Genomic DNA, 12,891 nt, shown 5'->3' on the forward strand with positions numbered 1-12,891 from the left:
AAAACAGGCGCTTCACATGATGTTTAAAGGAAATCCCGGCACTGGAAAAACAACAGTTGCCAGGTTGATTGGCAAATTGTTTCAAAAAATGAATGTCCTTTCCAAAGGACATCTCATCGAAGCCGAAAGGGCTGACCTTGTAGGAGAATACATTGGCCACACCGCTCAAAAGACAAGGGATCTAGTAAAGAAGGCACAAGGTGGAATCCTTTTTATCGATGAGGCCTACTCTTTGGGGCGAGGTGGGGAGAAGGATTTCGGTAAAGAGGCGATCGACACACTCGTCAAACATATGGAGGATAAACAGCATGAATTTATCCTTATTCTTGCAGGGTATTCACGGGAAATGGACTATTTTCTTACCCTCAATCCGGGCTTGCATTCCCGTTTCCCGCTGGTCATAGATTTTCCCGATTACAACATTGATCAATTGATGGAAATTGGGGGTAAAATGTTAGTGGAACGAGAGTACGCCTTAAGCCATGAAGCCGAGAAAAAACTGAAAGATCACTTGAATTGGGTCAAAGCCGTCCTAAGTCCCACCAGTTTTTCGAATGGCCGTTATGTCAGGAATGTCATTGAAAAATCGATCAGGACCCAGGCTATGCGACTCCTGATGATAAACACTTATGATCGACACGAATTAATGACGATAAGAAGTAATGATTTAGTGTTTGATGAAGATTAAAAAAATCGACGGAGCTAAGGGTTCCGTCGATTTTGCTACTATAAATTGGTTTCTATTCGGCGAGTTGGCAATTTCCATTTAAATGTATAGGATAGGATGCGCAGCACTGTAATGATGATGAACAACGTGTATAATTCCCAGGTCCGATCGGCTACTTTTAGTCCGATGACCAGACCGGCAAGAATGGCCCAAACGGCATATATTTCAGATCGCAATACACTCGGTTTCCTTCCAGCTAGTAAATCGCGAATGATCCCCCCGCCACTTCCAGTTAACACAGCCGCAACTAGGACTGCACTTAACGGATGATGCATATTAGCCGCATACATAGCGCCTTGAATGGCAAAGGCTGATAACCCGATGGCATCGAAGAGATTCCCCCATTTTTGCCAATGCCGCAGCATGTTTGTTGGAAATAAATAAACAGCAGTGATCGATAATAGCGCAATTTGAAAAAATAAACCTTGTTCCCATAGAGCGGAAACTGGTACACCGATTAACAGGTTCCGAATTGCTCCGCCACCAAAAGCAGTTACTATACCCAGAATATATACCCCTAAAATATCATATTCTTCTTCCATCGCAACGATCGCACCGCTGACCGCGAAGGCAATCGTTCCAATCATACTTAATACTTCCCAAGTCATCATTCTCCGTTTTCCCCTCATAGATGTTTTTTACATTTTAGATAAAATTTTATCACTGACAACAAATATTTCAACCATATTTTATGGAAAATTAGAGTATTGTGATCTTTTTTGCTATCATGGTAATTAGAGCCTTTTGGAAGGGAAGGATGCTTTTTGGAACAAAAGGAAACAAAGGAAAAAGCAATACTGGTTGGTTGTCAAACACAAGAAGATGATGACCTGCGCTTTCAATATTCCATGGATGAATTAGAATCATTGACCGAAACTGCCCAAGGAGAAGTGGTGGCGACGCTGGTCCAAAAACGGGAACGGCTGCATCCAGCAACTTATATTGGAAAAGGGAAAGTGGAAGAATTACGGGTTTTGGTGGAAGAACTGGAAGTTGAATTAGTCATTTTTAATGATGAGCTCTCTCCTAGTCAAAAACGAAACCTTGCTGCAGAAGTGGATGCTCGGATTATTGACAGAACGCAATTAATTTTAGATATTTTTGCACAGAGAGCTCGTTCTAAAGAAGGGAAACTTCAGGTAGAGCTTGCCCAGCTTCAATATATCTTGCCTCGTCTTGCGGGACAAGGTATCGCTCTTTCAAGACTTGGAGGCGGTATCGGTACGAGAGGTCCCGGGGAAACGAAACTGGAGTCAGATCGCCGTCATATCAGACGTAGAATTGATGATATCAAGAGTCAACTTTCTGTCATTGTTCAGCACCGGGAGCGGTACCGTGAACGGAGAAAGAAGAATAAAGCATTTCAAATTGCCATTGTCGGTTATACAAATGCCGGTAAGTCTACGCTGTTTAACCGCTTGTCAGAAGCAGAGTCCTATGAAGAAAATCAACTATTCGCTACATTGGACCCAATGACACGTAAATTAATTTTACCAAGCGGATTTCTTTCCCTCATTACCGATACAGTTGGTTTTATACAGGATCTGCCAACTTCACTGATTGCCGCTTTCCGTTCCACTCTTGAAGAGGTGAAAGAAGCGGACTTAATTCTGCATGTGGTCGATATGTCCAATCCAGATTATTTTCATCACGAAAAAACGGTCAATAAACTGCTTAAAGACTTAGAAGTAAAGGATATTCCACAATTAACCGTTTATAATAAACGCGACGTCCAGCACTCAGATTTTGTCCCAACAGCAGAAACACCAACCGTATTTATCAGCGCTTTCGATCCTGAGGATCGTAAAGATTTAAAGGTGAAATTGGAAAAGGTCGTCACGGAGATGATGAAGCCCTATGACGTAAAGGTGCCTTCAACTGAAGGCAAATTGCTTTCTCAATTAAAAAATGAAACCATCTTAAGGGAATTATCCTTTGATGAAGACACCCAGCTTTATCGGTGTAAAGGTTTTTCTTTACCCGAGTCGCAAATTGCGGGGCAATTAGAGAAATTTAATGTATAGTTAGGAGTTATAAATATGTTTCATCAGTTAAAAAATGGGGAAAAACTGCAGCAGATTGTTGAAAAGGTTGAACATCAAATTGCTGCTGTACATAAGGAAATCGATGAAAGAATCGACGCTAATCAATTCCGTGTCTTACAAAGCTTTCAAAAACACAGAGTAAGTGAATCTCATTTCAATCCCACTACTGGATATGGGTATGATGATATGGGCAGAGATACATTGGAATCTGTATATGCGGATGTATTTGGAGGAGAATCCGGACTTGTTCGTTCACAAATCACTTCCGGCACCCATGCCATTTCCACGGCATTATTTGGCGTGCTCCGGCCAGGTGATGAACTGCTGTATATAACAGGCAAGCCTTACGACACTCTTGAAGAGATTGTGGGTATTCGCGGTAATGGGGTTGGTTCCTTAAAGGATTTCGGCATTACTTATAATCATGTGGACTTGACTGAATCAGGTCATATCGATTGGAAGTCAGTAACAGAAAAAGTAAAACCAAACACGAAAATGATTGGCATTCAACGCTCAAAAGGTTATGCCACTAGACCTTCGTTTACAATCGATGAAATCGGGGAAATGATAAAGTATGTTAAAGAAATCAAGCCAGAGGTAGTCGTTTTTGTTGATAACTGCTACGGAGAATTTGTAGAAGACAGGGAACCATGCCATGTCGGTGCCGACTTAATGGCTGGTTCATTGATCAAAAACCCAGGCGGTGGCATTGCAAAGACAGGGGGATATATAGTCGGTAAGGAAAAATGGGTAGAAGCCTGTTCATACCGATTGACGGCACCTGGGATTGGTCGGGAGGTTGGCGCTTCCCTTTATAGTCTTCAGGATATGTACCAAGGATTTTTCTTAGCTCCACATGTAGTGGGACAGGCTTTAAAAGGAGCCGTCTTTACTGCAGCAATACTCGAAGAATTAGGGTTAAATTCATCCCCAAAATGGGATGCGAATCGAACCGATCTAATACAATCTGTTCAATTCGATGACCAGGATAAGATGGTTGCTTTCTGTCAGTCAATCCAATTTGCCTCACCGGTAAATTCCTATGTAACCCCGTACCCAAATTATATGCCGGGTTATGAGGATGATGTGATCATGGCAGCAGGTACATTTGTGCAGGGAGCCAGTATTGAACTTACTGCTGATGGCCCTATAAGACCGCCATACGTTGTCTATGTCCAGGGGGGGCTAACATATTCCCATGTAAAGATTGCTATTCTCTTGGGGATTGATTCTTTGGTTGAAAAAGGATTAATACATTTTAAATAAGGGAAACATACGAAGGCAGCTCATAAATAGGGCTGTCCTTTTTAAGTTCTATTTATATATTCGAAAAAATATAACAAATAAAAAATTTTAAATAAAAAACCATGTTAGATTTCCTTACATATTGTTGACATATTTTCTTACACCAAATATAATAGCAATATGAATTAGCAAAGAGGAGGAGAAATTCAAGTGAGCGGAAAAGAAATTCGCCGTTCCATGCCATTGTTTCCAATCGGAACCGTTATGCAGTTAACCGAATTATCTGCTAGACAAATTCGATATTATGAAGAGCATCAATTGATTTCTCCGGCCAGAACCGATGGAAACAGACGTCTTTTCAGTTTGAATGATATTGATAGACTCCTAGAGATCAAAGATCTAATTGACCAAGGAGTCAACATGGCGGGAATTAAACAACTATTCTTGGTAAAAGAGCAACATGCTAGTGAAACTGAACAACAAGTTAAAAAGGAAAAACGCGAATTATCTGATGAAGAACTTAGAAAACTACTGAGAAGCGAGTTAATGCACTCAAATGGTAGATTTAACCGTTCATCATTACGACAAGGCGATCTTTCACGCTTTTTCCATTAAATAAATTATTATTTGGAGGGTTTATCATGGCGAAATATACGAAGGCTGATATTCAAAAACTCGCAAAAGAGGAAAATGTTAAATTTATCCGGTTGCAATTCACTGACATTTTAGGAACAATCAAAAACGTTGAAATTCCTATCAGCCAATTAGAAAAAGCATTAGATAACAAAATGATGTTTGATGGATCTTCTATCGAAGGTTTTGTTCGTATCGAAGAATCAGATATGTACCTATATCCAGACTTAGATACTTGGGTGATTTTCCCTTGGACTGCTGAAAAGGGTAAAGTGGCACGTCTAATCTGTGATATTTACAATCCAGATGGCACACCGTTTGCTGGTGACCCGCGCAATAACTTAAAACGCGTATTAAAAGAAATGGAAGACCTTGGCTTTACTGATTTCAACTTAGGACCTGAGCCAGAATTCTTCTTATTTAAATTAGATGAAAAAGGCGAACCAACATTAGAATTAAACGATAAGGGTGGTTATTTCGACCTTGCCCCAACAGACCTTGGTGAAAACTGCCGTCGTGACATCGTCCTTGAACTTGAAGAAATGGGCTTTGAAATTGAAGCTTCTCACCACGAAGTAGCACCAGGTCAGCACGAAATTGATTTCAAATATGCTAATGCCTTAACAGCTTGTGACCAAATTCAAACCTTTAAGCTTGTTGTAAAAACAATCGCTCGTAAGCATGGCTTACACGCAACTTTTATGCCAAAACCATTATTCGGAGTAAACGGTTCTGGAATGCACTGCAACCTTTCCTTATTCAAAAATGGCCAAAATGCATTTTTTGAACCAACAGGCGATTTACAATTGAGTGATACGGCTCGTCAATTTATCGCAGGAGTTATCAAACATGCTTCTGGTTTTACAGCAGTAACAAACCCTACAGTAAACTCTTATAAGCGTTTGGTACCAGGCTACGAAGCACCTTGTTATGTTGCATGGTCTGCACAAAACCGTTCACCATTAATTCGTATCCCTGCATCTCGCGGTCTAAGCACTCGTATCGAAGTTCGTAGTGTTGACCCGGCAGCAAACCCTTATCTAGCAATGGCAGTATTATTAAAATCAGGTCTTGATGGAATCAAGAATCAATTAACTCCTCCAGCTCCAGTAGATCGTAACATCTACGTGATGAGCAAAGAAGAGAGAATTGAAGAAGGTATCGTAGACCTTCCTGCGACACTAGCTCAAGCTCTTGAATTACTTCAATCAGATGAAGTAATCGTAGCAGGTCTTGGCGAACACATTCTTGAACACTTTGTGGAAGCAAAAGAGATTGAGTGGGATATGTTCCGTACCGTCGTTCATCAGTGGGAAAGAGATCAGTACATGAGCATGTACTAATAAAGGGGAAGCCTTGGCGCTCAATGCGTCGGGGCTTTTTTATTTGAGTAGAAGTTTGCCTAGGAGGCATAGGTAAATATTGTTTTTTACAATTCATCCCTAAAATCTTTTGAATATTATTCGTGCATATCAATCAATTCAATTTCCATTCATTTCACATTGACCATTTCTGGAGCTCTATTCCTAAACACCTCTGAATACCACTTTTCTTTCGATATTCGTCCTTCGATTACTGGCTTTTAATATCGAGAAGTTAGTAATATATACCTCTAAAGGATTTTATTTCCAATACATAGAATAAATAAAGTACCAAAATGAAGGAGTTGATTTCGTTTTGAAAAAGTTTTGTATTTTATTAATTGTTTTAATTACAACTGGTTGTTCTGTTTTGGCAAATGAAAATGAAAAAGTAAAGTGGTTTGAAGATGTGATAAAGCTATTAATTATGGATTAAAAGAAGAAAACGTTCATAAAAAAGATGTTATAGGTAAAGTAAAGGACAACGGTGAATTATTTATTTTTTACAAAAAACAATTAAAGAATGGAATAGGATTAGGTGTTTCGAACATTAGTAAAAGGAACGGGAAATATACTTGGTATAGAGCCAATCCAGACGTCCTAGTAAATGTGTCTAAAATAAGTTGGGAAACAAAAACACTTTCAAATAAGAAGTTTGTCATTTTTACCGGTGTAACTAAAGATAAAAATATAGCAATCGAAACCAAAAAAGGAATGGTTAATCCTAAAATTGACTCCAATAATGGTATATATTATTATGTCGAATCAATAGAAAAATAGACACTACAAATCATTTTTACAATCTGTTTTTATCGATGTATATTTAAATGAAACTAGCTTACAGTATAGTAATTATGAAAATACCGGATTTACCAAAAAACAGGAAGGGGTGCGAAAGAGTCTCCCTAAAATAATTATTCCAAATGCAGCGTATTGGCAGGCAAGAGATTTGGTATTAGAGTTCGAAAAGCGTGGCTATAAAAAGTGAGGGAGTTGCCAAGAAAAATATATGGACCTGGTGAACAACCTGCCGAAATAGATCCATATCAATTTGTTGTTGAAACGACTTACGAACAAGCAAAACAATTAGTCATTGAATTGCAAAATCGCGGATATGATCGGACCTACGGTGAAAAAAATAGAGTTTTTTAGAATCGCCCCCGAATTTAGGTAAAAGTCCAAAATTTGGAGGTGTATGTTTTGTATAATATGTAAGTGATTATGAACCTATGAAAACAAAAAACCGGCACCTGCCGGTTTAATACATTTTAATGAATCTGCCGATAAACGCCGATTACTTTACCTAATATCGAAAGGTTTTTCAAAATTATTGGTTCCATTGTAGAGTTTTCAGGCTGCAAACGAATATAATCCTTTTCCTTGAAAAATCTCTTACAAGTAGCTTCATCTTCCTCTGTCATGGCTACAACAATATCCCCGTTATTGGCTGTTTGCTGTTGTTTTACAATGACATAATCTCCGTCAAGTATGCCAGCTTCAATCATACTTTCACCCATAATCTCAAGCATGAAAATATGTTCATCTGCTGGAGCAAGTCTTTCTGGTAAAGGAAAATATTCTTCAACATTCTCGATAGCTGTAATTGGTAGACCGGCAGTTACCTTACCAACAACAGGAACATTTACTACCCTATTTTTAGGAATATGTGCCGCCTCATCCACTTCTAAAATTTCGATCGCCCTAGGCTTTGTAGGGTCCCTTCTAATAAACCCTTTACTTTCTAATCTAGCTAAATGTCCATGGACAGTGGAGCTGGAGGCAAGTCCAACAGCTTCCCCTATTTCCCGTACAGATGGGGGATATCCTTTGCTTTTGACTTCTTCTTTAATAAATTCCAGGATATCCTGCTGCCGCTTTGATATTTTTACCATGATAAATTGCACCTCGCCTGGTTTTTCTTACCTTAATTATAACATGTTCGCTATCGTTATACAAACATAAGTTCGAAAATAACTTGACAACAAACAAATGTTCGTAATATAATCAAAGTAAATAAACGAACATACATTCCGTAAGAGGTGTTAATGATGAAAAAATTATGGAGTAAATATTCATTTACTATTATTCTTGTTATTTTAAGTTGTTCTCTTGCATTCATACTTTCTGTGAAAAACCAAACGATCGATCAAGATAAATATGTAAAAGTAACAGTTTCTGAAGGGGACTCCTTATGGAAGATTTCCAAACAATATTCAGGACTTCATTCGCTTTCTAACGAGGAATTTGTTAATTGGGTAAAAAAATATAATGAAAACATCGGTGAGGAAATATACCCTGGAGAGAAGATAATGATCCCAGTAAGTAAAGACGAAACGACCAATCAATTTGCAAGTGTAGCAAATGAATAGAGGGTAATAGAATGAAAGCCATTATTTATTGTCGTGTAAGCACCAATAAAGAAACCCAGGAGACTTCATTAGAACGGCAAGAGGAAGAATTAATACAGCTCGCTAATTTCCATCAATTTGAGATCGTCAACATTATTAAAGAAAAGGCAAGTGGTTATGATTTGGAGAGAGATGGAATTCTTCAGCTTTTAGAACATATAAAGGATCAAAACATTAATGCGGTACTAATTCAGGATGAAACAAGAATTGGAAGGGGTAATGCCAAAATCGCCATCTTACACTGCATTCTAAAAGAAGGAATTAAGCTTTTTAGTATTTCACATAATGGAGAATTACAACTTTCGGAATCAGATTCTATGGTCCTGAAAATAGTCGGTATGGTTGAGGAATACCAAAGAAAATTACATAATGTGAAAATTAAACGTGGCATGAAACGAGCTGTTGAGCAGGGTTACAAACCACAGAAAAACTTATCAAACCAAGGGATAAATTCTGGACGAGAAAAATTGGATATGCCTATCGATGAAGTAGTTAGGCTTAGAAAAAATAAGCTCACCTTTGCTGAAATAGCAGCTACCTTAAGAGGTTTCGGGTATCCTGTTTCAAAAGCAACTGTTCATCGTAGATACCAAGAATATATGGAAGAACAAGAAGAAAATCAATAATCTTGTCATTGCCTCTTTTTTCTAGTAAAATCTGTTGTTATCTAAACAGATTTTTTGAAAGGAATGGGCTTTATGCTATCCAAAGAGAAAATTGCCAGAATTAATGTATTAGCCAGAAAAGCAAAAGCGACAGGCTTAACCGAAATCGAGGCAAAAGAGCAATCAAAACTAAGAAGTGAGTATCTTGCTGCATTTCGTTCCAATATGATTGATACTTTGACCAATACTACTATTATCGACCCGTTAGGAAACGATGTTACTCCAGAAAAAATAAAGCGTATAAAAAAGAATAAATTACATTAATACACAAATGCTGTCTTGAACAGATTAATTTTTCATCACAATGGATTATGCTTTAGATGAAAAACAATTTGTTCTTGGGCAGCTTTTTTACATAGATTAGTCACTTCTGTGTCAAAATAAAGAACAAAATGACTTTCCTAGCTTAATTTGTTGTAATGTGTTGAATAATATGTAGATGCACTATAATATTAATGATGTGTGCTTATAAATCCTATTAGATGAAGAAAGGATGTAATTATGTTTAATACTATTGACGATTTATCCGTTACTACGATTCGCACGCTTTCTATTGATGCTATTGAGAAAGCAAACTCCGGACATCCAGGTATGCCAATGGGTGCCGCTCCAATGACATATGCTTTATGGACACGTTTTATGAACCATAATCCTAAAAACCCTCATTGGTTTAATCGTGATCGATTTGTTCTTTCAGCCGGACATGGCTCTGCCTTGTTATATAGCATGCTGCACTTATCTGGATACAACCTATCTATGGATGATTTAAAACAATTCCGTCAGTGGGGTAGCAAAACTCCTGGGCATCCAGAGTATGGTCATACTGAAGGAGTTGAAGCAACTACCGGTCCACTTGGACAAGGTATTGCTATGGCTGTTGGTATGGCGATGGCAGAACGCCACGTAGCATCTGTGTATAATAAAGATCAATATGAACTCGTGAACCATTTTACATATAGTATCTGTGGTGACGGAGATCTTATGGAAGGTGTATCTGCTGAAGCAGCTTCCTTAGCAGGTCACTTGAAATTAGGACGTTTAGTCGTTCTGTACGATTCTAACGATATTTCACTAGATGGGGATTTAAATAAATCTTTCTCTGAAAGTGTGAAAGAACGTTTCCAATCTTATGGTTGGCAGTACCTTCGTGTTGAGGATGGCAACAACCTAGAAGAAATCTCCAAAGCATTAGAAGAAGCTAGAAATGATTTAGATAGACCAACGATGATTGAGGTTAGAACAGTAATCGGTTATGGTTCTCCAAATCGTGCCGGCACTTCTGGAGTACACGGTTCACCTCTAGGTGCCAATGAATTAAAGCTTACGAAAGAAGCCTATAAATGGACCTTTGAAAAGGACTTCCATGTACCTGAAGAAGTTTACTCTAACTTCCAAAAGCTTATTGTTGAAAATGGCGAGAAGAAAGAAAAAGAGTGGAATGACCTTTTTGCTCAGTATAAAAATGACTATCCAGAATTAGCAAAACAATTAGAGCAAGTTTTAAATCATGAACTTCCTGAAGGCTGGGACAAGGATGTACCTGTGTACTCTGAAGGAACGGCGTTAGCATCACGTGCTTCTTCTGGTGAAGTAATCAATGGAATTGCAAAAAATCTTCCAATCTTAATTGGTGGGTCAGCGGACCTTGCAGGATCCAACAAAACGATGATAAAAGGTTCAAAGGATTTCATGCCTGATTCCTATGAAGGCCGGAACGTTTGGTTCGGTGTCCGTGAATTCGCGATGGGTGCTGCTATGAACGGTATAGCACTACATGGTGGAGTTAAAGTGTTTGGTGGAACTTTCTTCGTGTTCTCTGACTACTTGCGCCCAGCTATTCGTCTTGCTTCATTAATGGGCTTACCGGTAACGTATGTCTTCACACACGATAGTATTGCCGTCGGGGAAGATGGACCTACCCATGAACCAATTGAACAGCTTGCTGCTTTAAGAGCAATGCCGAATCTTTCCATTATTCGTCCAGCAGATGGTAATGAAACTGCTGCAGCTTGGAAATTAGCTGTTGAGTCAACTAATCAACCTACTGCACTTGTACTAACTCGTCAAGATTTACCAACCTTAAAAGGTACCGATCAAAATGCTTATGAAGGAGTTTCAAAAGGTGCTTATGTAGTCTCCGCAGCAGAAAAAGAAACTCCTGATGCTCTGCTTCTAGCAACGGGATCAGAAGTAAGCCTAGCAGTTGAAGCACAAAAAGCTCTTGCTGCTGAGGGAGTTCAAGTTTCTGTAGTCAGCATGCCATCATGGGATCGCTTTGAAAAGCAATCAAAGGAATACAAAAACGAGATCTTACCGAAAAACGTGAAGAAACGTTTAGGTATCGAAGTAGGGGCATCTTTCGGCTGGCATAAATATGTTGGTGATGAAGGAGATGTTCTAGGAATCGATACATTCGGAGCATCTGCACCAGGTGAAAAGATTATGGAAGAATACGGCTTTACAGTTGCCAACGTGGTTGCAAGAGTAAAAGCCCTTTTACAACAATAATGTAAAGCAAAAGAGAGAGTGGCTCACCACTCTCTTTTTTGCGTATTATAATATCTCATTTAATCTCCAGAGTGGGTTTATTGATATTGGATTCCTTGTAATCGACAAAAAAAGAAATAGTTTTTGCCACGGTAAGACAAATGTTTCTATTCTGTTTTTTTATAATAGATAAAAGGGAATCTAGCGAAGGAGAGGTCTGTGTGAGAAAATATCAGCTTTATTTAATAGAAGATGAATTTGCCACCCATTACTTCGGAAGAGAGCGAATATTTTTTCAGCTATTCCAGGAAAGTCAGCTAGCAAGCGGTGACCTCCAATTTATTATAAAAAAACAAATTGCCTATATTACGAGAAGAATTGAGGTCCTAAAAATCCACCAGCTTATTCAAAAACAGCTTGGAAGATTAAAGGGATATAAAGCAGATCATGGTGCATATACACTTGAATTAAGTGGAAAAATAAGTATGGCAAGAGTTCAAGTATATCAGGATTACATTCTAATCGAGGCACATGGAAGCTATGAGGCAGAGACGGCGTTTTTTGAGGTGCTCCGTAAATGTGAGTCTTCCTTTTTGGCAATCGATTTGGAACATGAACGATTTGGCTGGTTAAAGCCAATAAAAGAAAGAAAATTTGTCTAAATGCAACGAAATATTGTCTAAATCTGTTTTATTTAGTAAACTGTTCTATGGTAGACAACATGAAGGAGGAAGTTTTTAATGGGTATGTACATTCTAGTTGGTATACTAGCATTAGCAGCTGGTGTAGCACTAGGATTTTTCATTGCTCGCAAATATATGATGAGCTATTTAAAGAAAAATCCGCCAATTAATGAGCAAATGCTTAAAACCATGATGATGCAAATGGGTATGAAGCCTTCTGAGAAGAAGATCAGACAAATGATGAATGCTATGAACAAGCAATCAAAATAAATGATTTAATTGCAATGTAGAGCTCTTATTCAATTGATTCTTTAGTGAATTGCAAATTAATCATTTTCCAAACAAAACCACTTTATCTGTATTTTTCAGATAAAGTGGTTTTTTCATTTTATAAATTTTGTCTAAATTATTACATCTTTCTTAGATTAGAGGAAAGATTTACCATTATATAGAAATAGGTAGAATGGATAGGAGGTGATAAGAATGAATAGTCAGGAATCAGCAAAAATTTGGCTTAATGAGATCTTGGAACAAGAGAAAGAGCTTAGTCAGAATAAGGCAATATTAAATCAAAGAAAAGCTGTCCTATTTATGAAAATAGAATTACTGACTAAATTAAGACATCAGCTACAAACCA

Annotated in this window: 14 protein-coding genes; 12 read left to right on the forward strand and 2 right to left on the reverse strand. The window is 38.1% G+C overall.

The genetic code is table 11. The features are described 5' to 3' along the window. Positions 1-688: AAA family ATPase (locus V7083_RS19515; protein WP_335481046.1), on the forward strand; the 688-nt coding region annotated here is incomplete at its 5' end. 38 nt (positions 689-726) lie between these two features. On the opposite strand, the gene V7083_RS19520 is transcribed toward V7083_RS19515, so the two are convergent. After that, on the reverse strand, positions 727-1,335 hold the full coding sequence (locus tag V7083_RS19520) for a trimeric intracellular cation channel family protein (protein ID WP_335481070.1): 609 nt from the start codon (positions 1,333-1,335) through the stop codon (positions 727-729). A 156-nt stretch (positions 1,336-1,491) separates the two neighbouring features. On the opposite strand from V7083_RS19520, the gene hflX reads away from it, so the two are divergent. The 5 genes from hflX (at position 1,492) to V7083_RS19545 (ending at position 7,163) form a co-directional block, all read left to right on the forward strand. After that, entirely contained in the window at positions 1,492-2,751 is a 1,260-nt protein-coding gene (gene hflX, locus V7083_RS19525) for a GTPase HflX (protein ID WP_335481047.1), read from the forward strand. A 15-nt stretch (positions 2,752-2,766) separates the two neighbouring features. After that, complete coding sequence (locus tag V7083_RS19530; protein WP_335481049.1) at positions 2,767-4,038, forward strand: aminotransferase class I/II-fold pyridoxal phosphate-dependent enzyme; 1,272 nt, start codon at positions 2,767-2,769, stop codon at positions 4,036-4,038. A gap of 189 nt (positions 4,039-4,227) precedes the next feature. Next, positions 4,228-4,632 carry a MerR family transcriptional regulator gene (locus V7083_RS19535; protein WP_335481051.1) on the forward strand — a complete coding sequence of 135 codons (405 nt, stop codon included), beginning with the start codon at positions 4,228-4,230 and terminating at the stop codon, positions 4,630-4,632. A 26-nt stretch (positions 4,633-4,658) separates the two neighbouring features. Then, on the forward strand, positions 4,659-5,993 hold the full coding sequence (gene glnA, locus V7083_RS19540; protein WP_335481053.1) for a type I glutamate--ammonia ligase: 1,335 nt from the start codon (positions 4,659-4,661) through the stop codon (positions 5,991-5,993). A gap of 1,011 nt (positions 5,994-7,004) precedes the next feature. After that, positions 7,005-7,163: a hypothetical protein gene (locus V7083_RS19545; protein ID WP_335481055.1), complete on the forward strand. Its 159-nt coding sequence runs from the start codon at positions 7,005-7,007 to the stop codon at positions 7,161-7,163. A gap of 116 nt (positions 7,164-7,279) precedes the next feature. On the opposite strand, the gene lexA is transcribed toward V7083_RS19545, so the two are convergent. Next, positions 7,280-7,903, reverse strand: a complete 624-nt coding sequence (gene lexA, locus V7083_RS19550; protein ID WP_335481057.1) for a transcriptional repressor LexA — start codon at positions 7,901-7,903, stop codon at positions 7,280-7,282. Positions 7,904-8,059: 156 nt separating this feature from the next. On the opposite strand from lexA, the gene yneA reads away from it, so the two are divergent. The 6 genes from yneA to V7083_RS19580 all read left to right on the forward strand — a co-directional run bounded on the left by yneA (position 8,060) and on the right by V7083_RS19580 (position 12,524). Then, positions 8,060-8,380, forward strand: coding sequence for a cell division suppressor protein YneA (gene yneA / locus V7083_RS19555; RefSeq protein ID WP_335481059.1), 321 nt, complete (start codon positions 8,060-8,062; stop codon positions 8,378-8,380). Positions 8,381-8,391: 11 nt separating this feature from the next. Then, a complete protein-coding gene (locus V7083_RS19560; RefSeq protein ID WP_335481061.1) occupies positions 8,392-9,045 on the forward strand; it encodes a YneB family resolvase-like protein in 654 nt (217 codons plus the stop codon). 72 nt (positions 9,046-9,117) lie between these two features. Then, positions 9,118-9,348: a DUF896 domain-containing protein gene (locus V7083_RS19565; RefSeq protein ID WP_335481063.1), complete on the forward strand. Its 231-nt coding sequence runs from the start codon at positions 9,118-9,120 to the stop codon at positions 9,346-9,348. A gap of 237 nt (positions 9,349-9,585) precedes the next feature. Continuing rightward, positions 9,586-11,592 carry a transketolase gene (gene tkt, locus V7083_RS19570; protein WP_335481065.1) on the forward strand — a complete coding sequence of 669 codons (2,007 nt, stop codon included), beginning with the start codon at positions 9,586-9,588 and terminating at the stop codon, positions 11,590-11,592. A 200-nt stretch (positions 11,593-11,792) separates the two neighbouring features. Further along, the gene (gene sirA, locus V7083_RS19575; protein ID WP_335481066.1) at positions 11,793-12,233 is read left to right on the forward strand and encodes a sporulation inhibitor of replication protein SirA; all 441 of its coding nucleotides are present in this window, start codon (positions 11,793-11,795) and stop codon (positions 12,231-12,233) included. Between the two features lie 78 nt (positions 12,234-12,311). After that, positions 12,312-12,524: a YneF family protein gene (locus tag V7083_RS19580; RefSeq protein ID WP_335481068.1), complete on the forward strand. Its 213-nt coding sequence runs from the start codon at positions 12,312-12,314 to the stop codon at positions 12,522-12,524. Positions 12,525-12,891 lie beyond the last annotated feature (367 nt).

The organism is Bacillus sp. JJ1764 (assembly GCF_036962145.1).
Classification (GTDB): domain Bacteria; phylum Bacillota; class Bacilli; order Bacillales; family Cytobacillaceae; genus Neobacillus.

Bases quoted from the DNA above. Each gene is read 5' to 3' on its own strand.
- V7083_RS19520 (WP_335481070.1), bottom strand. From the start codon at position 1,335: ATGACTTGGGAAGTATTAAGTATGATTGGAACGATTGCCTTCGCGGTC.
- V7083_RS19530 (WP_335481049.1), top strand. From the start codon at position 2,767: ATGTTTCATCAGTTAAAAAATGGGGAAAAACTGCAGCAGATTGTTGAA.
- glnA (WP_335481053.1), top strand. From the start codon at position 4,659: ATGGCGAAATATACGAAGGCTGATATTCAAAAACTCGCAAAAGAGGAA.
- lexA (WP_335481057.1), bottom strand. From the start codon at position 7,903: ATGGTAAAAATATCAAAGCGGCAGCAGGATATCCTGGAATTTATTAAA.
- yneA (WP_335481059.1), top strand. From the start codon at position 8,060: ATGAAAAAATTATGGAGTAAATATTCATTTACTATTATTCTTGTTATT.
- V7083_RS19560 (WP_335481061.1), top strand. From the start codon at position 8,392: ATGAAAGCCATTATTTATTGTCGTGTAAGCACCAATAAAGAAACCCAG.
- V7083_RS19565 (WP_335481063.1), top strand. From the start codon at position 9,118: ATGCTATCCAAAGAGAAAATTGCCAGAATTAATGTATTAGCCAGAAAA.
- tkt (WP_335481065.1), top strand. From the start codon at position 9,586: ATGTTTAATACTATTGACGATTTATCCGTTACTACGATTCGCACGCTT.
- V7083_RS19580 (WP_335481068.1), top strand. From the start codon at position 12,312: ATGGGTATGTACATTCTAGTTGGTATACTAGCATTAGCAGCTGGTGTA.